This window comes from Spirosoma sp. SC4-14 (assembly GCF_037201965.1).
Lineage (GTDB): Bacteria > Bacteroidota > Bacteroidia > Cytophagales > Spirosomataceae > Spirosoma.
Window position 1 is genome coordinate 6,653,862 of sequence record NZ_CP147518.1, and the last position, 24,503, is coordinate 6,678,364.

Sequence of the window (24,503 nt, forward strand, 5' to 3'; positions counted from 1 at the left end):
AGTAGGAATATACGTAAAGTCAAATAAGTACTTTATATAATTTCATTATTCTGGGCTTTTTAACATGGCCAGCGAAAAGTAGACCGGCCTGCCGGAGCAGTAAAAAACCAATTACCTCCTCCCGTAAACTGGCCCACCAACCGAAGAATTACACATCCATAGACAAGAAAATATACTTTTTTTAGTGGCCGAAGCGTGGCAACAACCAAAGTAGTCAGCTAAATTCAGTTCAACAGCTCAAAAAATAATGAAGCTTTTTCTCCATTGGCGCAATTTTAGCGACTAAAAATCTGTTGGAATAAAGCAATAGCTTCAGAGCTGCTCAACACACCTAATACCCATGGAAGCAACAACGTTAGTACCCGCTGAACAACAACGTTATCAAAAGCACCTGAACTTACCCGAACTTGGTACGGCAGGTCAGTTAAAGCTAAAAAATGCCCGCGTACTAGTGGTTGGTGCAGGGGGACTGGGGTGTCCTGTTTTGCAGTACCTTACGGCAGCCGGTATTGGTACGATTGGTGTTATCGATCCCGATGTGGTCGACCTGAGCAACCTGCAACGGCAGGTTCTCTACACAACCGACGAAGTGGGGAAACCTAAAGCAAAAGTTGCAGTAAGTCATCTGAACCGGCTGAATCCCGAAATCTCCTTCGATACCTATACAATGGCGCTCGATATCAGTAATGCCCGAGGCATTATCGAATCGTATGACATTGTTGTCGATTGCACGGATAATTTTAAAGTACGCTACCTGGTTAACGACGTTTGTGTTACACTCGGGAAGCCGTTTGTCTATGGGGCCATTCATCGCTTTGAGGGGCAGGTAGCCGTGTTGAATGCCGATCTGGGTACTGGACAGCGCGGCCCGACCTACCGCTGTCTGTTTCCTGAATATCCGAATGAGATCGAAATTCCGAACTGTAGCGTCACGGGTGTTTTGGGTGTTCTGCCGGGTGTGATCGGGACCTATCAGGCCAACGAAGTTATCAAGCTCATCACCGGTATTGGTCAGTCGCTGGATGAACATCTGCTGATGATCGACCTGTTGGCGATGACACAGCAACGCATAAAAACAAAACGTCGGGCCGATGCCGACGAACTGGCCCGTGAGGGATTAGCCTCAGGCTACCGGCCCACACCGGCCGAATCGGGTCCGCAGAAAATGTCGGTTCAGGAGCTGGCCGATCGGCTCGCATTGGGCGAAGATATATTTCTGCTCGATGTTCGCGAACGCCCTGAATATGAACTTTGCCACCTCGAAGGAGCCGTTCTGATTCCGGTAAGTATGATTCCAAACAACCGGAAACGGATTCCAACCGATCGGCCTGTGGTTGTTTATTGCCATCATGGCATTCGCTCGGCCAACGTGGTCAATTATTTATATGCTCAGGGAGGGCTTACCAATCTGTATAACCTCGATGGTGGTATCAATGCCTGGGCGCGGGATATTGAACCCGAAATGGCGATCTACTGATTTCCATATCGTTAGCAGCAAAAAAGGCGATAACCGATGTTATGGCCTTTTTTGTTCTATTCTGTTCCCTCATCCAGCCCGGAACCAACACCTATTTTCGGCTGTTCTGCGAGTGCCATTAATTCTGGCCTTTTACAACCGGTTAACGGCAATTACCAACTCAATCATGTTTGTCAACGTATTGAAATCGAAACTCCATCGCGTCAAAGTCACGCAGGCGGAGTTAAATTATGTGGGCAGTATCACAATTGATGAAGACCTGATGGATGCTGCTGGTTTGTTCGAGAATGAGCAGGTTCATATTGTGAATAACAATAACGGCGAACGACTCATTACCTATGTAATCAAAGGTGAACGTGGCTCGGGCACAATTTGTCTTAATGGGGCAGCCGCCCGCAAAGCACAGGTCGGCGACATCATCATTATTATTGCCTATGCCATGATGACACCCGACGAAGCGAAAGTCTATAAACCAACCGTGGTTTTTCCAGACAATAACAATCGGCTCGTAAAAGGGTAACCAAATTCAGAAGACCGTTTGATAACAGGAAGGATGAAAGGCGAAGGAAATCCGGCTGGATTGCCTCCCCACTTTCATCCTTCTTCGCTTTCCTCCTTACTTTTGCGCTATGAATTTCAAAAACGTTCTCAAATACGTCATTTCATTAGCCATTGCCGGAGGCTTGCTCTGGTTCACATTTCAGCAGAGCCATCTCGACGCGGCTGATTTATGGCACAAAATAAGTACCGCCGACTTTCGGTGGATACTGCTCTCGGCCGTTTTGACGCTGGTAGCGCACTGGAGCCGCGCCGAACGCTGGCGAACACTGCTGGAACCGGTTGTCCCACAACGCCCCACATCGCTGGATGCTACGGTTAGTGTATTGACGGGCTATCTGGCCAATATGGCACTGCCCCGTGCGGGCGAGGTTGCCCGTTGCGGCACGCTTTACCGCTTGTCGGGCGTGCCGGTCAATGTTAGCTTTGGAACGGTTGTGGCCGAACGGTTATTCGACGTAATTATGTTGCTGATTTTATTGGGAGCGACATTCGTGCTGGAATTTAATCGGCTAAGCCAGTTTTTTATGGATTTTCTGGGCGGCAAACTCCCCAAAGGTTCCAGCGGTTCCAGCATCCTGATACTGGCAATAGCCGTTGTGCTGGGTTTAGGAATGCTGGCCTGGTTCCTGTTTAATCGTTACCGCGAAGCACTAGGGCAACACCCCATTTACCAGAAAGTGAGAGGCTTTCTGGGCGGACTGATGGAAGGACTGCTGAGTGTTCGTAAACTTCGCCGTCCGGGTGTTTTTCTGGCCCATACAGTACTGATCTGGACAATGTACTATCTGATGTCGTATACCCTCTTTTTTGCAATGCCTGCCACGGCCGATCTTGGACCGCTGGCCGGACTGACGATTCTGGTCGTTGGCTCACTCGGCATGGCTGCTCCTACTCCGGGCGGTATTGGGTCATTTCATCTGCTGGTTGGCCAGGTTGCGCTGTTGTATGGCCTGACCAGTCAGGATGGGCAGGTGCTGGCAACATTTATCCACGGCGTTTCTACCCTTATGGTTATTATTCTGGGCATAATTAGCCTGTTGATCGTTCTGCTACGACGCAACAAAACCACCACTATCCCCGATGTGCTCGACGATCCGCGAGCTATTAAACTGGAGCCGTAAGTCAGTCTCTATTTTTCATGACCGAATCGAAAATTCTTACCCGTGAGCAAGCCATCCGTCAAGCCGATCAGTGGCGAGCCGAAGGCAACCAGATTGTTTTTACCAATGGTTGCTTCGATATAGTTCATCTTGGCCACATCGACTACCTCGAAAAGGCCAGAAATCTGGGCGACCGTCTGATTCTGGGGCTCAACACCGACGCATCTGTCAGTTGCATAAAGGGGCCGCTTCGCCCCGTTGTGAATGAGTATGCACGGGCTCGTTTAATGGCTGCCCTGGCATTTGTGGATGCGGTAACGTTGTTTGGCGAACCCACTCCGCTAGAACTTATCGAAGCCATTAAACCCGACATTCTGGTGAAAGGCAACGACTATTCGGTGGCAAACATCGTAGGGGCTGACTTTGTGTTAGAACGGGGAGGACGAGTAGACACAATTGCCCTGGTACCAGGCTATTCGACAACCAAACTCATCGAGCGAATCAGACAAGCCTTTTGAGTATTTTCTCGCACCAATAAATAGAAAATCACTTACGGTTCGATCGGTTGCGAAACGACAATCGATTGACAATAAATAACAAACTGGCCCCAAAGCCAGTTTTTTTTATGTATGACATTTTTTAATCTATAAGATCAATAGAAATTGATCGATATATTTTTTAGTTTTATTGATCAGAACCTGACATTCACCGTAAATACCAGCTTAATCCGTTAATGCTTTTGCTTGTATAACCTTGTAAACGAATCAGTACAAATGGTTTTTCTGCGTAACCAAATCCGTTTAGGGCTCTTGAGTCTTTTTTTATTTTGCCTCCCCGTATCGGGCAAATCATCGGTAGACCTGACCGGCGATCAGATTCTGGGCTATTGGTTATTTCCGGCCAGGGGCTCCAGTGTCGAATTATATCGTTCGGGCAACCGCTATTATGGCCGCATTGCCGATGTTAGCTCTACGGGTAAACAGCAATTTGGCATTCAAAAAAATCAGTTATTGATGAGCGACCTTATTTTCGATGGCACTGGCTGGTCGGGCGGAACGCTGATTCATCCCCGAACGGGTAATCATTTCGATATTGAAATAAAAATGGTCGATTCGCAAACGCTTTCGGCCAAAGTTTATAAAGGATTTCGATGGATCGGTAAAGAATTTGTGCTGACCCGCAAACCCCAGTAATTGGGTTAAGATCTATTTTACAGAACCTTATTCTGCTATTTCTGCCCTCTTTTCAACGGTCGCCAGGCAAATCTGGTGGCCGTTTTCGCGTTATACGCCCTTAAAGGTCCGCCAACGGCTCCTGGACCTGATAAATGGTTATGATTAGGGAGACATTTCGGCGAAACTATTGTTTTATAGAAAATGGGCTGGTAAGTTGCCCGTTCATTGACATATAAACCTGACCAAAAAATGATTTCCCCCTGGTTATTAATGATTCTTATCTTCGGTGTCAGCGCTTTTGTTAGCTGGCGACTGCGGAGTAAGTTTAGCGAGTATTCACAAATTGGGCTTAGTAACGGTCTGAGTGGTGCCGAAATTGCGCAGCAAATGTTGCAGGAAAACGGCATTTATGACGTACGCGTCATTTCGACCGAAGGTATGCTAACCGATAATTATAATCCACAGGAAAAAACCGTTAACCTGAGCAACGATGTTTATTACGGCCGTAGTGTAGCGGCTGCGGCTGTGGCGGCCCACGAGTGTGGCCACGCTGTGCAACACAAAGTAGCCTATGCCCCTCTGCAATTGCGTTCGGCACTGGTGCCGGTTCTGTCGGTATCGTCGCGGTATTTACAGTGGGTTATCCTGCTGGGTATTTTCATGCTCCGAACTACCCCCATACCCTTAACGATTGGTGTAGCCATGTTTGCGCTCACCACCATTTTCAGCTTTGTGACCTTACCGGTTGAATTTGATGCCAGCCGTCGGGCATTGGCCTGGATTCAGAACCGGGGCGTTGTTAACCAGCGCGAATATGGTTTTGCAAAAGATGCGCTGTGGTGGGCGGCCATGACCTACGTAGTGGCGGCACTGGGTTCATTAGCCACACTGCTCTATTATGCCAGCATCCTGATGGGTGGCCGACGCAGCGACTAAGCTGACCTTTCTACGGATAGAAGCGGGATGGGCGATTGGAAGTAGTTTTCCAATCGCCCATCCCGCTTCTATAGATCTATAGGTGTTAGCCATTCAGGCTTACCACTGTCAATAAGGCTTCGTATCCCGATTCGACCATAGCGCGGGTAGGTGTCGACTGATCGATTAGTAAACCAGCTACCGCCACAGCCAGCGCAATAACCAGCGCAGGCCAAAACCCCACAATAGTAAAACTATCTAAAAAGCTATCAATTAATTTTAGCAAAATCGCTGTTACCACAATTCGGATGATGCCGGTCAGAAGAAAAAAAGTAATCAGATTCAGCGGAAACCGGATAACCCATCCCACAAAAAAGTTAAGAAGCCCAAGCAGCACTGCAATGAGCAATGCTGTTCCGAAATTCTTTACATGAACCTGGGACATCAGATTCGCCAACCCGAAGATTACGGCGGCATCGACCAATAAATGTAGTATAAGATTCATACGTTTATGATTGAATGGTTTTTCTGAACAACTGTTTCGCCCTTAGGTTGTTTAACAAAAACCTTACCGTTTTGCTCATGTATCGTGTCTGGCTACTGTTTTTATGTGCCCTGCTGGCCTGCAAATCGGGTTCGTCGCAGCAACAATCGGCACAAATACCAACCACCAGTAGCTACTATCGATACCGAACGGCTTCGCGCGATGGCACGGGTAAGGTGTATATGGGACGTGAAATTGCTCAGGTTATGGGCCACCTCGGCGCATCGTGGCTTAACCGTCCCGAACGAGAGCAGGAAGAACGAACCGATTTGCTGCTGAAAGCTCTTAACCTGAAGCCTACCGATGTTGTTGCCGACATTGGTGCCGGAACGGGTTTCTTCACATTCCTGATGGCACCAGAACTTTCGAAAGGCAACGTGCTGGCGGTTGACATCCAGCCCGAAATGATCGACTATTTAAATCAGGGTAAAGCCAGACGTAAGGTTACTAATGTTCAGCCCATACTCGGTACCGAAGCCGACCCAAAGCTACCAGCCCATAGGGTCGACATGGCCATCCTGATCGACGCCTATCATGAGTTTTCGTATCCACGCGAAATGATGCAGCACATTATTTCGGCACTAAAACCTACTGGTTGTGTTGTATTGGTCGAGTACCGGGCCGAAGACCCCAACGTGCCGATCAAGGAACTACACAAGCTCAGCGTGGCTCAGGCCACCAAAGAAATGAAGGCCGTTGGGCTTCGGCTAATCAAAAACGATCAACGACTACCACAGCAACACATTATGTTTTTCGGCAGATAGCGATTCTTATACGCCAACAGTGTTTTCCTGTTTCGCCAGTTTACTCTGCCGAAAACCGTAGGAAAAATAGAGAACGAGACCAATAGCCAGCCAGATCAGGAATATAGTCCAGTTACTGGCTCCCAGTTCGGTCATCAAATACAGATTGGTAAGAATACCGACAACTGGCAGCAGCGAAAAATTATAGCGAAAGCCCTGAACAGCCAGCACAATCCAGACACTCCAGAAAACAAACAGCAATGGTTTTTCTTCCATTGTCTGGAGCAGATTGGCGCTCGTAGAAGCATAGGCCATGGCAGCCAGCAACGTTACACCAATAATGTATTTCCCATTCACGTAAGGCACTTTAAACTTCGACTGGCTCGACAACCCCTTCGCATCCAGAAAGAGAATACCAGCGCAAACCAGAATAAAAGCGAAGAATGTTCCAACGCTGGTTAGATCGACGAAAAACGCCAGATCCATAAACATGGATGGAATGGCAACGAGAATGCCCGTAATTATGGTAGCAAAGGAAGGTGTTTTAAACTTGGGGTGAATGGTAGCGAATCGTTTCCAAAGCAGCCCATCGCGGCTCATCGTCATCCAGATGCGCGGCTGGCCAAGCTGATAAACCAATAGCGCACTAGTGATGGCAATAACGGCACTTACCGAAATAACCCCTGCCACAAAATTGAGATTTACTTTCTGAAACACATAAGCCAGCGGATCGCTGACACCCAGTTCTTTGTAGGGTACCATACCGGTCAGCACCAGCGTAATCATCACATATAAGGCAGTACAAATCGCCAGGCAATACAGCATTGCACGCGGCAGGTCGCGCTGGGGGTTTTTACACTCTTCGGCCGTGGTCGATATTGAGTCGAAACCAATAAACGCAAAGAAAACGGATGCTACGCCACTCAATACACCAGCGACGCCATTGGGGGCAAACGGCGACCAGTTTTCGGGCTTTACATAAAAAGCGCCCACTGCAATCACCAATCCAATAACGGCCAGCTTCAATACAACCAGAATATTGCTGGCTGTCCGCGATTCTTTAATACCGATATACACCAATGCCGTAATCAACACCGTAACGGCTCCGGCGGGCAGGTTTGCAATCAGTTTAAAACTACCCAACATTGGCGCATTGGCGTAGGCATCGGCCAATCGGCGCGTATTTTCGGGGAGCGTACTTACATCGCCACCACTTTGCTGAGTCTGTTGTACTAACTCAAACGCACTGGAAGCGGAGCCATAATCAGTAGCAAAGTATTTCGGAAAAATAATCCCAAACCCACTAAGCATGGACGTGAAATATTCGGACCACGATATGGCTACCACCATATTACTGACCGCATATTCAAGAATGAGTGCCCATCCGATAATCCAGGCAAAAATTTCGCCGAAAGCGACATAGGCATATGTGTAGGCGCTGCCACTCACCGGAACAGTACTGGCAAACTGGGCATAACTCAGGGCCGTAAATACGCAGGCAATGGCCGTAAAAACGAACAGCAACGACACCGCCGGTCCACCGTTATAGCTCGCCAGCCCAATGGTGCTGAAAATCCCGGCGCCAATGATGGCAGCAATACCAAACGAGGTCAGATCACGAACGCCCAGGGTTTTGACCAGTTTACTGGATTCGCCTTCGGAGGCATCGCGCAGGATTTGAGTTACCGTTTTTTTGCGAAAGATGGACATGTATAAGAATGGAAAACAGTGTCTATTTGCGTTAAACGCTAAAAATAGAAATTCTTTCCGGTTTTTTGTACGTTGCTTTCACATTCTGTCAGCTACTCGCAACGTTAGAAGAGTATGCCCGGCCATTGAGCTGGCTATTGAATAATACGCTTAGCACTATACTTTTGATTTAAAATCAGGAATTCAGTTTCCGATTTTCTGCCAACTTCGCCAGTAACTATGTCAATACGGGTTCTAAACCTAACCAAAGAATACAACCAGCAACGGGCCGTCAATCAGATTTCGCTGGCCGTACAACCGGGCGAAATTGTTGGTTTCCTGGGCCCCAACGGGGCGGGCAAATCTACCACCATGAAAATTGCTACGGGCTATTTGCAACCAACCGCAGGCACCGTAGAAGTAAATGGTTTCGATGTGCGTACGCATTCGATGGATGTACGACGCAGTGTAGGCTATCTGCCCGAACATAATCCACTCTATCTCGATCTATACGTAAAAGAATACCTTCGGTTTGCGGGTTCGCTACATGGGCTGCATGGCAGTGAGCTCAACACCCGAATTGCTGATATGATTGAGTTGATTGGCCTTGGTCGCGAACAGCATAAACAAATTGGGCAACTCTCGAAAGGATACCGCCAACGGGTCGGTCTTGCTCAGGCCTTGCTTCACAACCCACCCGTATTGATCCTCGATGAACCCACTACAGGTCTCGATCCAAACCAGTTGGCCGAAATTCGGCAGGTTATCCGCGAAGCTGGCCGCAATAAAACCGTGCTCTTTTCAACGCACATAATGCAGGAAGTAGAAGCCATCTGCGACCGGGTCGTAATCATCAATCGGGGGCAGATCGTTGCCGATAGTTCATTAAGTGCGCTAAGAAGTGCATCGGCCAGCACAGGAATTGTGGTTGTTGCCGAGTTTGAACATGACCTGACCAATCCCGATCTGCTGGCCTCCATTGCGGGTGTAGAGCGTGTCGATTTGTTAGGAAACGGTCAGTATCGCATCACGGCAAACCCTGCTACCGATTTGCGGGCCGCTATTTTTCGGTTGGCCGCCGACCAGAATCTTACCCTGGTAGGACTTCGTCAGCAGGAAAACTCGCTGGAAGGTATTTTTAAAGAACTGACAAAATAAAGTGGGAGCAACGCTGCGAATGATAAAACCCAACCAAAGGCCATCATTCGCAGCGTTGCTCCCGTGCTACAGGTATCTGTTCTATTATTTCGCAGCCGCCATTAGCGGATACTGATCAAAAATTGATCGAACGATTCCTTTAAAGTAGTTATTCTTAAAGTTCGGGTTGCGCATCATCTTCGACGCATATCCCTTCCAGATTACCTGATACGACTCGGCATCGATCAGCGAAATCATTAATGTCCCTTCGTCCAGATTGTAGTCTATACGTTTGTAGGTTGCATCGTCATCTTCCCGAACAACCCAATCTTTGATAACTGGCTGCTGATAGCCCCGAAACCGCAGATCGGAGCGGAAGATGTTGTAGGAAATCAACAGGTTTGGGTTACGATTGCTGACCCGATAACCGCGTGCCTCCATCTGATGACGGATCGCATCCTGAATGTCGGAGCATAATAATGTTGAATCAACAAATTCGCACTCCAGAAAATTAAACGATTCGTAGTTTTTAAAATGGCCTTCGTAGCTATAATCATGCTCCACAAACAGCCTACTGGGCGAACAGCCCGCCATAGCAACTACTGCCAATGCAAACAAAAAACCAATGCACTTTTTCATACTCCAGCTCGTAAAGGTTCTAATGAATATACTAGGATAATTAGTAGTGAAATCATTCTTCTGCTCGAACTCAAATATAAACGTAATTGTTTGGCAAACAATAGGCTACGGCGAAATTTTTATATTACGTCAGTCCACTATAAAAGGCCAGTCCCCGGCGCATTTCGGCCGTTGTTACCGGCACATCAAACGTGCAACTGCCTTTGCCATCCAGCAACGCCATCCGAACCTGATTTCCGCGATTCTTTTTGTCCTGTAGGGTAAGCGCCAGAATCGGTTCGGTATCTGCTTCTGTTAGTCGTATATTTCCATATACGGAAAACACATACTCTTCGATTTGAGAAAGTAGCGTTTCGTCGATCATCTTTTTCTGAAAGGCCATGTAGGCTTCGGCCACCATGCCAACAGCAATGGCTTCTCCATGCAATAATCGCTTCCGGGGCTGGGTCAGAAAATACGTTTCAACGGCATGGCCCAGCGTATGACCAAAGTTCAGAATTTTCCGCAGCCCTTTTTCGGTGGGGTCCTGCTCCACAACCCGCTGCTTTACGGCTACCGAATGGGCCACCAGCAGCGACCAGTCCTGCTCTGCCAGGTCGCGCCGACGAATCTCATCCCACATAGCCGCATCGGCAATAAGACAATGTTTGATCACTTCGGCAAAACCCGAACGCAGTTCACGTTCTGGAAGCGTTGATAGAAAGGCTGGATCAATCAGCACAATATGGGGCTGCTGAAACACGCCAATATGGTTTTTATAGCCCCGAAAATCGATTCCCAGCTTTCCACCTACACTGGCATCCACCTGCGACAATAAGGTTGTGGGCAGTTGCGCAAAGGCAATGCCACGTTTGTATGTAGCCGCACAAAAGCCGCCCATGTCACCAATAACACCGCCACCAAGGTTCAGCACCAGCGAATGCCGATCGAAACTGGCACGAGTTAGCGCATCCCAGATCAGTTCGCAGGTAGCAATGTGCTTCTGCTCTTCACCCGATTTGATCCGAATGAGCGTATGCTTCGGCAAGAGGGCTTTTACCTCAGGGTAACAATACCGAAAGGTATGATTGTCGGCAATGACAGCTACGGCCGAAAAATCGGCAGAGTCAAGGAAAGCAGGCAGGCTTTCGGCAATGGGAGCGATACGTACTGTAGACATACCGTAAAAGTACAGCAAGTCATCGGTCAATGTGTAAGTATTACCCTAAGTATTTTTTTTGTCGACCAAACGTATAGCTTTGTATTTCTATTCAGACTTAACCTATACCTTCCTGCCAATGAAGTTTCGCCACCGCGTTCTTACGGGGTTATTCTTGCTTTCAACAATAACTTACCTCGACCGTGTTTGTATGAACGTAGTCAGCAAGTATGTAAAAGCTGATTTACATCTGAACAATCAGCAATTTGGCTGGATACTCGGTGCTTTTTCGCTCTCTTATGCTTTATTTGAAATGCCGACCGGTTCGCTCGGCGATAAAATTGGCCCGCGTCGTATTCTGGCCCGCGTCGTGCTGTGGTGGTCTGGCTTTACGGCACTAACGGGTACGGCATTCAATTTTATTTCGTTGCTGCTGATTCGATTCCTCTTTGGTGCCGGAGAAGCAGGTGCCTACCCCAATGCGTCTATTGTTATTGCCCGCTGGTTTCCGGCCATTGAAATCGGGCGCGCACAGTCTGTTATTTGGGCGGCCGGCCGATTAGGGGGTGCCTTAACTCCCCTGCTGGTTATTCCGCTGGTGCACTGGGCTGGCTGGCGCTGGTCGTTTGGAATACTGGGAATTGTTGGTATTTTGTGGGCTACGGCCTGGTATGTCTGGTTTCGCGATGAACCAGCCGCCAAAGAAGGCATCAGCGACGAAGAAGTTCTGGAAATTGAACGCGGGCGCAAAATCAAATACTCCGATCATCAGATCCCCTGGAAAAACGTCCTTCGTAATCCCGATTTATGGGCACTGATGCTTATGTGTCACCTGTTTTTTTATGGGTCGTATTTCTTCACCAACTGGTCGTCGGTTTATTTTCAGGAAGGGCGAGGGCTGACCGAAGAAGACACGAAGACGTTTATTTCGCTCTCTTATTTTCTGGGTGCCATTGGCTGTATTACGGGCGGCTTTCTGAGCGATGTGCTAACCAAACAGTATGGACTCAAAATTGGCCGTAGGGCTGTAGGTATCGGAGGGCTGGGCTTGTCGAGCCTCTTCTTCCTGATGGCTGGCCTGACAACTAATAACCAAACGGCGGGCTATCTGCTTGCGGTGTGTGTATTGCTAAAAGATCTGGCCCTACCGGTAGCCTTTGCCGTTTGTGTCGATATTGGCCAGCGTAATGCAGGTGTCGTAGCTGGTGCTATGAATTTTGCCGGTCAGTTGGGCGGCTTCTTTATTACGATCCTGTTCGGCATTATTGTCGAACAAACGAATAATTTCAATTATCCGCTGTTCATGATTGCAGGGTGTCTGCTGGTTAGTGCGCTTCTCTGGCTCCGAATCGACCCAACCCGACCAGTGGCTATCAACTGAAGTTTACAGTGCTCCGGAGCACTGTAAACTGAATTAAGAAATCACCTTCAACCCGTCGGCAAAGGCTTTCATCTGGTCCATCGTGCCAAGGCTGACCCGGCACCAGTATTGCCCATCGAACTTCCACTGGCGAATGCTAACCCCCTGCTCCATCATTCGACCAACGAAATCTTCGCCTTTCATCCGAATTGGGAACATAACAAAGTTCGCTCCCGATGGCAGTGGCTCATAGCTATGCTGTTTTAATACACCCAGCAGATAGTCTTTCGATTCTTTGGCCTTACCCAGCGAATACTTAATGAAGTCTTTATCCTGAAGGCTAACCATGGCCGCCCGTAAGGTAGTCATACTGATGCAGCCACCGCCAGTAGCAAATTTGCTGATCTGCTCCAGTAGCTCCGGTTTCGCAATCATATACCCCGTTCGTAAGCCCGCAAAGCCATGTACCTTCGAGAAGGTTTTGGTAATGATCACGTTGCTGCCTTTTTTCACCATATCGACCATCGAATACGCTTTCGGGTCGGGCGTATAATCGATGTAAGCCTCATCGACCAGAATTGGTGTTTTTGCACCAACTGCTTCGCAGAAAGCCCGTAGTTTCGACGGATCAACAATGATAGCGGTTGGGTTATTAGGATTACACATGTATACCATACCTGTCTGGCTACCAATCCGATCATTTAGTTTGTTCAGATTAATATCGTACCCATCAGCCGCAACCAGCGGAACCCGCTCCATAGTAATCCCGTGCTTTATGGCGGTTCGGGGAAGCGCGTCGAACGTTGGGTCTGGAGCAACGATAGCCCGTCCTGCATTTGGACGATAGGCAGCCCACAGTGCAGCAGCCGTCAGTAATTCGCCCGAACCAGCGCCCAGCAAAATATGATCTTCGGGAACGCCTTCTGTTTCGGCCACTAGTTTCCGAAACTGCCGGGCATACTCCATTGCATACAGATAGCCATCCGGAGCTGCCTCTGTGATGGTTTTCAACGCTTTTGGTGAGGGGCCATACGGATTTTCGTTAGCCGACAGACGTGCCTTTAAAACTCCGCCCCTCGGAGCTTTATAGCCAGCAGGAATTTCTGGCTCCGGTTCGCAGAAAGCCGCTGGTGCAGCAGCCAGACTTAAGCCAGATAACATACTGGCACGGAGCCAGTCACGACGATTGATTGCCATAGGAGAGCGTTGGTATTTGGACAAAAAGAATACGGAGAATAACAATGATTAACCTGATTCAAAATCGATTTCTACCAATAAATAGCTAGTGTAGAACTCAATTTGGGGAATTGTTTTGTTGTACCAACTTCGATTTAACAAAGATAAGAAAACAGCTCAATCGTCAAATAAAATTTCATAAAATAGACCGTAGGCCTCTATAAAATTTTTACTTAAATACGAAAACTAAAATCATCCTCCAACTTTACGACTATTTTTTCCCGCTTAATTTCTATTGAAAAAAATTAATAACCGATTTATTCTATACGGTTGCTTATTTACAGATTTAACCTCATTTTTGAGCCCTTTTTCATTAATAGTTTTTTAATATCTCATATTACCTAATCTTATTCTGCATATGCAAACATGTGTACGCAGTCTGTTTCTCCTCTTGCTTGGGGTTTCAGTACTGACGACAACCTATGCTCAGGATCGTGTGATCACGGGCAAAGTCACTTCAGCAACTGACGGTACAGTACTACCCGGCGCTAACGTACAGCTTAAAGGCTCTACACGGGGTACTACCACCGATGGTAACGGAAACTTTAAACTTTCGGTCGGTTCCAATGCCACATTGGTAGTCAGTCTGATCGGAATGGTAAGCCAGACCGTAGAGGTCGGCTCTCGCAATCAGGTCAATATCAGTTTGGCTGAATCGTCGTCTGAACTGAACGAAGTTGTAGTAACGGCTCTTGGTATCCGGCAGGAGAAACGCGCATTGGGTTATACGGTAAGTGAAGTAAAAGGCGCTGATATTTCGAATGCCCAACGCGACAATTTCCTGATTGGGCTTCAGGGCCGGGTTGCTGGCCTTACCATGACCACTACATCAGGCACACCGGGAGCTTCAGCTTCTATTCAGCTACGCGGAGCCAGTTCTATTGGTGGAAATAACCAACCTTTGTTCGTTGTCGATGGCTTACCTATCGACAACCGGACGTTCAATCAGGGCGCACTGGTTTCCAACCGACCTAACCGCGATAACGACTACTTAAATCGCGCGGCCGATATTAACCCGAACGATATCGAAAGCATTACGGTCCTGAAAGGCCCCGAAGCGGCTGCACTCTATGGTATCGACGCATCGTCGGGGGCCATTGTGATCACCACCAAAAAAGGCGCGAAAGGTCCCGGTCGTGTCACATACGACAACCGCTTTCAGAGTTTGGAGGTCTATCGATTCCCCGAAGTTCAAACTACCTACGGACGCGGTACGCTTGGCTATGCCAACCCGAACGCAACTACGTATTTTGGCCCTAAATATCCGGCCGATGCACCCATTTATGATAATGTGCATAGTTTCTTCAAGAAAGGATTTACACAGGTGCATAACCTCGGCATTGAAGGAGGAACTGACAACGCAACATACCGACTGTCGACCAACTACACCAATCAGTCGGGCGTAGTGCCAACTACGGGCTACAAACGCCTGTCGGTACGGCTAACCGGAACCGCTAAAATTAGTCCGAAGCTCGACGTGATGACCTCCTTCAACTATGTCAATTCGCAGGTTACGAAAGCCATTCGCGGCAACAATGGCTTTTTGCTTGGCTTATTGAGCTGGCCTGCCAACGACGATATTACCAATTATCTTAATCCAGACGGTACGCGCCGGATTCTGCTGGGGAGCATCAGTCAGGGTGAGCCCGACAACCCATTTTTCTCGATCAACAAGAACAAAAGTGGCGACGTAACGAACCGGACTATCTCAAATTTCCAGTTAAACTACAATCCGTTTTCGTGGCTAAATCTGACAGCGCGATTTGGGGCTGATATTTATTCGACCCAGAGCAATTTGTTCCTGAGCCCCGAATCGTGGCAGGGTACCGACGTAACGCTCGGTGGCTACTCGACAAAAGGCTCGGTTGAAAATGCGCTCGAAAACAACCAGTTGCTGAACGGAAACCTGCTGGCTACGGCTAAGAAAAATTTCGGTAAGCTAAGCACTTCGCTGCTGTTGGGGACAACTATCGACGATCGGAACTATAAAGTTACGACGGCTTATGGCGAAAAACTGTATCTGCCCGATTTCAACTCGACCAACAACACCGATCCAACTACGCAGCGGAATAAATACACACAGACCCAGCAGCGGCTGCAAAGTGTATTGGGAAGCCTGACCCTTAATTACGATGAACTGCTGATTCTGACCCTCACCGGGCGAAACGACTGGTCGTCGACTCTACCTGCTGCCAACCGGAGTTTCTTCTATCCGGCGGCATCACTGGCCTTCAATTTCTCTGATCTGCAAATGTTTAAGGACCGGGGCAATATCTTTTACTACGGAAAGCTGCGAGCCAGCTATGGCCAGACTGGTCGCGATGCTCCTCCCTACAAAGTTAATGCAACGCTGGTTCCACAAACCTCAACGGGTGGTGGTTTTGCCTACGATTTCTACGGCAGCAACCCGAACCTGAAACCCGAACGTGGAGAAAGTTATGAGTTGGGAACAGAGTTAATGTTTTTTGGCGGTCGACTCGGTCTTGATTTTGCCTACTATAACAAAACCCTCTCGCAACAGATCGTAACGCAACGGCTGAGCTACGGTACGGGTTTTATTTTCGGTCTGCTCAATGGTGGCACGTTCAATAACCGGGGGGTAGAGCTCCAGATGAAAGGGTCGCCGGTGAAAAAATCGGACTTTGGCTGGGATATTATTCTGAATTTCTCAAAGCTAAAAACAGATGTAAAAAATCTGCCTGCCGATGTGCCGGAATATTATAACTCCGACACGTGGCTATACGGAAACGCCCGCGCCAGTGCGTTCGTGAATAATCTTCAGGATTACTTCCCCAGCACTAATTCGGCCTATAAAAGCTACAACTTCAACTACTACCAGCGCGGTAGTGGATCGGCTACGGCCATTGGCGGCTACAGCTACGCCCGCAACCAGAACGGCGATATTCTGATAAACCCCACCAATGGTTTGCCCATCACAAATGCAAACTTTCTGCCCATTGGCGACCGTAACCCCGATTTCACGATTGGTTTGACCAACTCGTTCCGCTATAAGTCGCTGAGTTTATCATTCCTGCTCGACATTCGGAAAGGGGGCGATGTGTTCAATGGAACGGCTATGTACCTCTGGCGTACGGGACTGAGCAAGAAAACCCTCGACCGCGACACGCCAGTTGTTGTTAAAGGCGTATTGCGCGATGGGAAAGAAGACACCAGCACGCCAACCGCCAACACGATTCAGGTTATTCCGGCGCTTCGTTCCACCGATTATTTCAACTCTATTCCAGAATCTGAATTCGTGGAGAAAGACATCAACTGGCTACGGCTGCGCGACGTAACAATCAGCTACGTGCTGCCTTCGTCGGTGCTGAGCCGCACCAAGGTGTTCAAACAAGCCAGTGTGTTCGTGAATGGCACTGACCTGTTTCTGCTCACAAACTATACCGGAGCCGACCCCAACGTAAACGGCACTACAGCAACGTCGGGCGGTGTTGGTGCGGGTGGTTTCGACTACGGTACGCTTTCGGTTCCCCGTGGCTTATCGGCTGGTTTGCGAGTTAGCTTCTAAATCATAATAGGCGATATGATGTAGGACGTATAGCCTGAGCCTGTATCTACATCATAGATCATACACCATCTATCATAGCATCAATGAAACGATTAACACTATTCACGCTGCTACTAAGTCTGTTTACACTAAGCAGTTGTGAAAAATACCTTGATATTAACCGCGACCCATCGAATCCGCAGATTGCGGAAGGCTATGTATTGCTACCGCCCATGTTCGCTAATATGGCATTTGGTGAGCAGTTCGACTCCCGCTTTATTGGAAAATACGTTCAAAACTGGAACGATGCTTCGGCCAATGAAACCTGGGATCGGATGGGCTACAATGCTGGTTCCGATAATGCGGGAAACATCTGGCGGACACACTACTGGAACCTGGGCCAGAATATTCAGCTCGTGCTCAACGATGCCAGTGCCAAACAGAAATGGGACTACAGTGGAGCGGCCAAAGCTATTTTCGCCTGGAGCTGGCAAACGACAACCGATTATCATGGCGAAATCATATTGAAAGAAGCCTTCGAGCCCAACCGTTACGTATTCGACTACGATACGCAGGAAGAAGTGTATGCATACGTACAACAACTGGCTCAGGATGCCATCACGGATCTGAATCGCACCGATGGCAGCGTATCGCAGGCATCGCTGGCCCGGGGCGATCTGGTTTACGGTGGCGACCGCAGCAAATGGATCAAGTTTGTGTATGGCATACTGGCCCGCAACGCTAACCACATCAGCAACAAAAGCTCCTATAACCCCGATCAGGTAATCGACTATTGTAACAAATCGCTGGCCAGCAATGCCGACAACTTTAATGTTCCGTTTACGGCAGGGGGCAACTCGTCGCTGGCCAACTTTTTCGGCCCAACCCGTAGCAATCTGGGCAATTACCGGCAAAGCGATTTTCTGGTTAGTTTGCTGGACGGACGTGTGTTCAAGGGTATTATCGACCCTCGTCAGCTCATTCTGACAACGGCTTCACCCGATGGTATTTATCGCGGTGTTGTTCCTACGCAGGGCGATCCGAACAATGTGAACAATAATACCAAACGGATTCCTACGCTCTGGGGCGAAGTATCGAACCAGATCACAAGCGCAACGCAGGGAAAATACATTTATAAGGATGGCGCTTCCTTTCCGATTCTAACGTACGCCGAAATTCAGTTTATCAAAGCCGAAGCAGCGTTCATTAAAGGCGATAAAGCCACAGCGCTGAGTGCCTATCAGGCTGGCATTGGGGCATCTCTCGATTATGCGGGTGTAACGGCAACCGACAAGGCAAAATACCTGGCCAGCGCGGCCGTGGCCCAATTGGCCAGCGACTTAAAAATCAGTGATATTATGCTGCAAAAATACCTGGCGCTGGTTGGCCATGGCATTATTGAAACCTGGGTCGATCTACGCCGGTATCACTATTCATCGGAGGTTTACACCGGCTTTACACCCCCCGGAGCCGACCAGCTTTTCCCCGACAACAACGGCAAACTGGCCTATCGGGTGCGGCCTCGCTACAACTCAGAATACGTTTGGAACCGGGCCTCACTCGACAAATACGGCGGTAATGCTCTCGATTATCATACTGTTGAACCGTGGTTTTCTCAGAAATAACTCTACAGTTCCTGCAAGACCGAACAGCCCTTACAGGAACTGTTTACTGACTTTCAACTCATGAAATACCTCTTAAAATCGATACTTTTTTTCAGTGCTGGTCTGCTGCTGTTTGCCTGTGGCGACAAAGCCAACTTCCTCAATTCGGTAGCCCCGGCAACCGGCGCACGGGTGAAGTTTTACCATGTCGCTCCCGATGTGGCGGGCATCGATATCTATGTAAACGACCAGAAATTTTCGGGCGTCAACACAGTTCCTCCAGCCACTTCGCTCCCGCTGAGCTATACCAATTCGTTTCCTAATCTGGATTATGCCGTATTAACCCCCGGTACTGCAAAAGTCAAAATTGTAGCTCCGGCCAGCACTACGGCCAGTTCAGACCTAACATTGGCGACAACCGACCTAACCACACAGGACAATACCTATTATTCGGTTTTCCTGTATGGAACCGCACCGACCTACAGCAGTCTGGTGCTGACCGATAACCTGACCGCTACCGATGCCAGCAAAGCGTATGTTCGTCTGATCAATCTGGTGTCGGGAGCCGATGCCAGTGCCACCTACGACCTGGCCGTCAATGGTACGGTAATTGTCAGTGGCATTGCCCCCTTAAAGAGCACAGCAGCTTTTGTGCCCATTCCAACTATAGCCTATGGCGCAACGGCCGTGCCGGTTCAGCTCCGGCTTACCGGAACCACAACCGTTGTTGGTGTCACAACTCTCCAGCCCTATGCGGGTCGGTTCTATACCTACATTGCCAGAGGTATTGTTGGCGGAACAGGCACTAAAGCAGTGAACCTGACCGGTTCTACCAACCGATAATGATAGCACGGCTAAACCTTTCGGGGTCTTCACTCGTATGTAGGTGAAGACCCTTTTTTTATGCTCACCGTGTACCTCTTACTTACGGCTTTAATCGCCCCTCCCGATTCTGCCATAAAACCGTTCAGCATTTTCCCACTCCCAATTCTTTACTATACGCCCGAAACACGCTTTGCCTATGGTGTGGCGGCATCGGCAACCTTTCGATTTAAGCGAGATTATGCCCTCATCAACAAGGCTAACCAGCAGTTGCGCCCTGCCGGTTCAGCGCCCGACAAGCCGCGCCCATCAAACGTAATGCTTCTGGCAGCATACACGCAAAACCGCCAAATTCTGCTGTTTCTGCCCTTTCAGGTCTTCTACGACCAAAATATGTACTATGTCTACGGCGAAGCTGGCTATTATCGTTACAACTATAATTTTTTTGGCGTTGGCCAGCACGAAGTTCCGCGCGAAAACTACGAAGTCAATTTTCCGCGTATCCGTCTGAATGCCCTACGCCGAATACAACCTCACCTCTATGCAGGCTTACGCTATGAATTTGAAAACTACCAGATTGTATCTGTCGAGCCGGGCGGACTTCTGGCCAGCGGCACCGTACCGGGCGGGCAGGGCGGACGCCTGGCAGGTGCTGGGCTGGGTTTGTTTTACGACACACGAGACAATGTGTTTTATCCATCCAAAGGCCTTGTAGCCGATTTTTCGTACCTGGGTCATGGTCAGGGAATTGGCAGCGATTTTTGTTATAACCGCTATGTTGCCGATGTATCCTTTTATCAAAAATTGGGTAGTCGGGCAATCGCGGCTTTCAATTATGTCGTAAGTATTACGGGAGGAATCGCTCCTTTTAATGGCATGTCATTATTGGGCGGTACCAAACGAATGCGAGGGTATTATGAAGGCCGCTTTCGAGATCAGAATATGACCCTCTTTCAGACAGAACTACGCGTTCATATCTGGAAACGACTGACAGGCGTTGTCTTCGGGTCGGCAGGAATGCTCGGAGATGCCGAAAAGCTATTTCGAGCCGATGCTATTAAAACGGCGTATGGGGCAGGGCTGCGGGTTCGGATTAATAACGAAGGGTTGAACATTCGGGCCGATTATGGGTTTGGCCACAAGTCGTCAGGGCTTTACTTAACCATTGGAGAAGCTTTTTAGGCCAGCAGAAAAGTAGAAAATTAACGTATCCGGTAAGTCGTTTATATACGGTATCAGGCAACCGACAATCTAGCCGATTATGACGCTCAGTGTTATTATTCCAACAGTAAACGAAGCCGAAAACATTGGTCGGTTAGTGCACGACCTACAGCTATATGGACAGCAGAAATTGGCCGATCTTATTGTTGTAGATGGAGGAAGCACCGACCAAACCGTTGAGCGTGCCAGCCACGCCGGGGCTCGGGTTGTGATCGCTCCCTGCTCGGGGCGAGCCAATCAGATGAATTACGGCGCAAGCCTTGCCACCGGCGATATACTCTATTTTGTCCATGCCGATGTTCGGGTTCACCCCGACTTTGTGCATGACATTTTGCAGGCCGTTAGTGCTGGTTATGAAGCCGGGTGTTACCGGTTCAGGTTTGCCTCCTCTCATCCGCTTCTGCGCCTGAACAGCTACGGAACCCGTTTTGCCGGGCTAATGAGTCGGGGAGGAGATCAGACACTGTTCATTACCCGATTGCTGTTTGATCGGCTCGACGGATTTCGGGAGCGTTATGTTGTGATGGAAGACTTCGATATGATTGTTCGTATCCGAAAAATTGCCAGTTTCTGCATTATTCCTAAAGACGTTATTGTATCGGCCCGCAAGTACGAAGCCAACAGTTGGCTCCGTGTACAGATTGCCAACCTGACTGCTTTTTCGATGTTTTTCATGGATATTCCTCCCGTACGGATTGCCAGGACTTACAAACGCATGTTGAAGAATAGTTAAATAGATTCAATACAAACCCATTCGCTTCATAGACCTCATTTGTATATGCTATGAAAACAGTATTACTGACAGGTGCGAATGGCTTTTTGGGAGGTCATCTTTGCCGGGAGTTACTGTACCGCAATTATGCCGTAAGAGCGTATGTGCGTCCGGGCAGTAACCGACAAGTTCTGAACGGCCTGCCCATCGACATTTGGGAAGGCGACCTTCGGGATCTGGCGAATGTGCGGGCCGCAACCTATGGTTGCGATTATGTGATCCATGCGGCAGCACTGGCTCAGGTCAATCCGGCTCGTTCGGCCGCCGTTGTCGATACCAACATCAGCGGTACGGCGGCTGTTTTAGCCGCTGCTGTTCAGGGCCATATTGACCGGTTAGTATTTGTTGGCACTGCCAATGTATTTGGGTTTGGTCCTAAAGACCATCCGGGCAATGAAACATTTCCCTATATGGGCCAACGCTATGGACTCGACTACATGGACAGTAAACGGGCTGCTACCAACCTTGTTATGGAAGCTATTCGCGCCGATGAGTTACCCGCAGTGCTGGTCCACCCAACGTTTATGATTGGTCCGCTCGATTACAAAATAACTTCCAACGCCTTGTTGCTGGCTCTGTATCGGCGGCAGGTAGCTGGCATTCCGGCAGGTGGTAAAAACTATGTCCACGTTGCCGATGTAGCCAAGGCAACTGTCAATGCCTTAACCATGGGTACTGTGGGTGAATCCTATATACTGGGCAACGAAAACCTGAGTTATAATGAATTCTTTACGCTTGTATCGGAGGTTGTAACGATTCAGAAACCAACCTTCTCAATTCCGCCCGTTTTGGCTACATTTATTGGGCATCTGAGTGAGTGGCAAAGCCGATTTCTGAGTCGCCCAGGTCTGCTCAATTCGGCTATGGCTATGGTGGCCAACGATGGGCATTATTTTACTGTTTCGAAAGCAATTCATGCACTCAACTTACCTCAAACACCGATTCGTATGGCCGTTAAACAGGCTTTTGACTGGTTTGAACAGCACAATTACCTCAAGCGTACGAACTGATTCTGAATTGCCTCCAGCAACCGTTATTGGGATCGAACAGAAAAAACAGCAACGGAGTCCTTCATCTCCCAGAAAATTTTTCGCAGGCAAAGTAGCCATTGTAACCGGTTCGGAGTCTGGCATTGGCCGCGCTACGGCTCGCGAACTGTGTCGGCAGGGAGCGTCGGTGGTGCTGAACGGGCTTCATCTCGACCGGCTGGAGCACACCCGAATCGAATTCGAACAGGCCGGCTATTCTGTAGTCAGTTGTCTGGCCGATATTACTGATTATACCCAATCGGAACGCTTAGTGGCAACAGCCATCCAGGCATACGGCCGAATTGACATTCTTATTACCAACGCCAGTATTTCCATGCGGGCCTATTTTGCCGATCTTGCTCCCGAAGTCTTTCAACGGGTACTGGACAGCAATGTCTATGGTGCCGTTTTTCCACTTAAAGCCGCCCTACCCTATCTGACCGAATCGGCCGGTAGCGTTACGTTCATTTCAAGCATTTCGGCGCTAAATGGTATGCCCAGCGGCTCCGCCTATTGTGCAGGCAAAGCGGCACTGGCCAACTTAGCTCATACACTTCGACTCGAACTCCATACGACCGGTATCCATTTTGGGGTTATTCATATTGGTTTTACCGAAAATGATCCCGACAAACGAGTGCTGAATGCTACTGGCCAGCCTGTACCTATAGCCTATCGAAATCCGCGCTGGCAAATGACGCAGACAGAAGTAGCACAGGCCCTGTTAGGGCATATCCGTCGCCGTCGCCAGAGTACGATTCTGTCGCCGGCAGGTAATCTCAATTATTTAATGAATCGGTATTTTCCGCGTTTGGCCGATCGCATTGTGCTCTGGACAATGAAACATTGGGCACGTTACTACGAATAGAGCTGATGGCGTTGTTTTATAGCAATGTAAAAAAAAGCTCCCAACAAGACTGTCAGGAGCTTCCATGATTATTCCGGCGCTATTTATTATGCTACTGATTCCAGCTCGGGGTTTGCCTTACGTGGGCGCGTACGCGAACGGTCAGTAGGTTTCAGGCGCAAAAGGATACGTTCCTTAATCCGCATCCAGCGTTCATATAATTTCGATTCTTTCAGAAAATTCCACTTCTCTGTTTTTTCTTCTTTTTTATGTTCTTCCGGATCATAAAGCATACCCGTACAGAGGCAGTGCTTACGGTTCGTGCGCGTCAGAATATCGAAGTTAGTACAACTCGAACAACCTTTCCAGAAGGCCTCATCGCCAGGCAGCTCGCTGAGAGTGACCGGATGATATCCCAGATCGGAATTTATTTTCATAACGGCCAGGCTCGTGGTTATGCCAATGATTTTCGCATCGGGAAACATTTTCCGCGAAAGTTCGAATGCTTTGGCTTTAATACGAGTAGCAATACCGCTTTTCCGATGATCGGGATGAACGATAAGACCAGAGTTAGCGACAAACTTGCCGTGCTCCCATGTTTCGATATAACAAAACCCAACCCAATCGCCGGAAAGCGTCAGGGCAATAATGGCTTTGCCTTCGAGCATTTTTTCCATGACATAGATGGGCGAGCGTTTGGCAATGCCTGTGCCTCGTGCTTTCGCACTCTCTTCCATTTCATGGCAAATTGTTTCGGCCAACCGCAAATGATTTTCGTTGGCAACCTGAACAATGTATTGATCGTTTACTATTTCGGGCGTAATCATCGTCGTTAAAAGGCGGTCAGTAAACCGCAAACGGAGACGGCGTAATCCGTACAGGTTTGTTAAGATGAATAAAACGAGAAAAAAGGCGGAAAAGGTTTACCACATAGGCAAACAAAGTGATATGGTCCTTTCGGACCTAGACCGAAATGGCGTAGTATGGAAGAAG

Annotated in this window: 22 protein-coding genes; 16 read left to right on the forward strand and 6 right to left on the reverse strand. The window is 48.7% G+C overall.

Annotated elements, in window-relative coordinates:
* The first annotated feature begins 340 nt into the window (after positions 1-340).
* The 6 genes from moeB to WBJ53_RS27475 all read left to right on the forward strand — a co-directional run bounded on the left by moeB (position 341) and on the right by WBJ53_RS27475 (position 5,249).
* Positions 341-1,477 (forward strand): molybdopterin-synthase adenylyltransferase MoeB, encoded by a 1,137-nt coding sequence (gene moeB / locus WBJ53_RS27450; protein WP_338872239.1) that lies wholly within the window; start codon positions 341-343, stop codon positions 1,475-1,477.
* Positions 1,478-1,643: 166 nt separating this feature from the next.
* Positions 1,644-1,997: an aspartate 1-decarboxylase gene (gene panD / locus WBJ53_RS27455; RefSeq protein WP_338872241.1), complete on the forward strand. Its 354-nt coding sequence runs from the start codon at positions 1,644-1,646 to the stop codon at positions 1,995-1,997.
* Positions 1,998-2,106: 109 nt separating this feature from the next.
* Positions 2,107-3,159: a lysylphosphatidylglycerol synthase transmembrane domain-containing protein gene (locus WBJ53_RS27460; RefSeq protein WP_338872243.1), complete on the forward strand. Its 1,053-nt coding sequence runs from the start codon at positions 2,107-2,109 to the stop codon at positions 3,157-3,159.
* 17 nt (positions 3,160-3,176) lie between these two features.
* Positions 3,177-3,656 (forward strand): D-glycero-beta-D-manno-heptose 1-phosphate adenylyltransferase, encoded by a 480-nt coding sequence (rfaE2, locus tag WBJ53_RS27465; protein ID WP_338872245.1) that lies wholly within the window; start codon positions 3,177-3,179, stop codon positions 3,654-3,656.
* A gap of 291 nt (positions 3,657-3,947) precedes the next feature.
* Complete coding sequence (locus WBJ53_RS27470) at positions 3,948-4,331, forward strand: DUF2147 domain-containing protein (RefSeq protein ID WP_338872247.1); 384 nt, start codon at positions 3,948-3,950, stop codon at positions 4,329-4,331.
* 252 nt (positions 4,332-4,583) lie between these two features.
* Positions 4,584-5,249 (forward strand): zinc metallopeptidase, encoded by a 666-nt coding sequence (locus WBJ53_RS27475; RefSeq protein WP_338872249.1) that lies wholly within the window; start codon positions 4,584-4,586, stop codon positions 5,247-5,249.
* Positions 5,250-5,334: 85 nt separating this feature from the next.
* On the opposite strand, the gene WBJ53_RS27480 is transcribed toward WBJ53_RS27475, so the two are convergent.
* Positions 5,335-5,733 (reverse strand): phage holin family protein, encoded by a 399-nt coding sequence (locus WBJ53_RS27480; RefSeq protein ID WP_338872251.1) that lies wholly within the window; start codon positions 5,731-5,733, stop codon positions 5,335-5,337.
* Positions 5,734-5,810: 77 nt separating this feature from the next.
* Between WBJ53_RS27480 and WBJ53_RS27485 the strand changes: the two genes are divergently transcribed.
* A complete protein-coding gene (locus tag WBJ53_RS27485) occupies positions 5,811-6,536 on the forward strand; it encodes a class I SAM-dependent methyltransferase (protein ID WP_338872253.1) in 726 nt (241 codons plus the stop codon).
* 6 nt (positions 6,537-6,542) lie between these two features.
* Here WBJ53_RS27485 and WBJ53_RS27490 read toward each other — a convergent pair whose 3' ends face one another.
* A complete protein-coding gene (locus tag WBJ53_RS27490; RefSeq protein ID WP_338872255.1) occupies positions 6,543-8,225 on the reverse strand; it encodes an amino acid permease in 1,683 nt (560 codons plus the stop codon).
* Between the two features lie 219 nt (positions 8,226-8,444).
* On the opposite strand from WBJ53_RS27490, the gene gldA reads away from it, so the two are divergent.
* Complete coding sequence (gene gldA / locus WBJ53_RS27495) at positions 8,445-9,362, forward strand: gliding motility-associated ABC transporter ATP-binding subunit GldA (protein WP_338872258.1); 918 nt, start codon at positions 8,445-8,447, stop codon at positions 9,360-9,362.
* An 84-nt stretch (positions 9,363-9,446) separates the two neighbouring features.
* On the opposite strand, the gene WBJ53_RS27500 is transcribed toward gldA, so the two are convergent.
* Positions 9,447-9,980, reverse strand: coding sequence for a DUF4136 domain-containing protein (locus tag WBJ53_RS27500; RefSeq protein WP_338872260.1), 534 nt, complete (start codon positions 9,978-9,980; stop codon positions 9,447-9,449).
* 124 nt (positions 9,981-10,104) lie between these two features.
* Positions 10,105-11,139 carry a 3-dehydroquinate synthase gene (aroB, locus tag WBJ53_RS27505; RefSeq protein WP_338872262.1) on the reverse strand — a complete coding sequence of 345 codons (1,035 nt, stop codon included), beginning with the start codon at positions 11,137-11,139 and terminating at the stop codon, positions 10,105-10,107.
* A 118-nt stretch (positions 11,140-11,257) separates the two neighbouring features.
* Between aroB and WBJ53_RS27510 the strand changes: the two genes are divergently transcribed.
* A complete protein-coding gene (locus WBJ53_RS27510; RefSeq protein ID WP_338872264.1) occupies positions 11,258-12,499 on the forward strand; it encodes an MFS transporter in 1,242 nt (413 codons plus the stop codon).
* A 33-nt stretch (positions 12,500-12,532) separates the two neighbouring features.
* Here WBJ53_RS27510 and WBJ53_RS27515 read toward each other — a convergent pair whose 3' ends face one another.
* Complete coding sequence (locus tag WBJ53_RS27515) at positions 12,533-13,675, reverse strand: histidinol-phosphate transaminase (protein WP_338872266.1); 1,143 nt, start codon at positions 13,673-13,675, stop codon at positions 12,533-12,535.
* A 397-nt stretch (positions 13,676-14,072) separates the two neighbouring features.
* Here WBJ53_RS27515 and WBJ53_RS27520 point away from each other — a divergent pair, with 397 nt between their 5' ends.
* The 7 genes from WBJ53_RS27520 (at position 14,073) to WBJ53_RS27550 (ending at position 23,531) form a co-directional block, all read left to right on the forward strand.
* The gene (locus WBJ53_RS27520) at positions 14,073-17,240 is read left to right on the forward strand and encodes a SusC/RagA family TonB-linked outer membrane protein (RefSeq protein ID WP_338872268.1); all 3,168 of its coding nucleotides are present in this window, start codon (positions 14,073-14,075) and stop codon (positions 17,238-17,240) included.
* A gap of 83 nt (positions 17,241-17,323) precedes the next feature.
* On the forward strand, positions 17,324-18,844 hold the full coding sequence (locus WBJ53_RS27525; protein ID WP_338872270.1) for a SusD/RagB family nutrient-binding outer membrane lipoprotein: 1,521 nt from the start codon (positions 17,324-17,326) through the stop codon (positions 18,842-18,844).
* Positions 18,845-18,904: 60 nt separating this feature from the next.
* On the forward strand, positions 18,905-19,666 hold the full coding sequence (locus tag WBJ53_RS27530; RefSeq protein WP_338872272.1) for a DUF4397 domain-containing protein: 762 nt from the start codon (positions 18,905-18,907) through the stop codon (positions 19,664-19,666).
* Positions 19,667-19,726: 60 nt separating this feature from the next.
* A complete protein-coding gene (locus WBJ53_RS27535) occupies positions 19,727-20,827 on the forward strand; it encodes a BamA/TamA family outer membrane protein (RefSeq protein ID WP_338872274.1) in 1,101 nt (366 codons plus the stop codon).
* 79 nt (positions 20,828-20,906) lie between these two features.
* Positions 20,907-21,599 carry a TIGR04283 family arsenosugar biosynthesis glycosyltransferase gene (locus WBJ53_RS27540; RefSeq protein WP_338872276.1) on the forward strand — a complete coding sequence of 231 codons (693 nt, stop codon included), beginning with the start codon at positions 20,907-20,909 and terminating at the stop codon, positions 21,597-21,599.
* A gap of 50 nt (positions 21,600-21,649) precedes the next feature.
* Complete coding sequence (locus WBJ53_RS27545) at positions 21,650-22,648, forward strand: NAD-dependent epimerase/dehydratase family protein (RefSeq protein ID WP_338872278.1); 999 nt, start codon at positions 21,650-21,652, stop codon at positions 22,646-22,648.
* Positions 22,649-22,655: 7 nt separating this feature from the next.
* Entirely contained in the window at positions 22,656-23,531 is an 876-nt protein-coding gene (locus WBJ53_RS27550) for an SDR family oxidoreductase (protein WP_338872280.1), read from the forward strand.
* Positions 23,532-23,617: 86 nt separating this feature from the next.
* Here the strand turns inward: WBJ53_RS27550 and WBJ53_RS27555 are convergent, their stop codons facing one another.
* Complete coding sequence (locus WBJ53_RS27555) at positions 23,618-24,337, reverse strand: GNAT family N-acetyltransferase (protein WP_338872282.1); 720 nt, start codon at positions 24,335-24,337, stop codon at positions 23,618-23,620.
* Positions 24,338-24,503 lie beyond the last annotated feature (166 nt).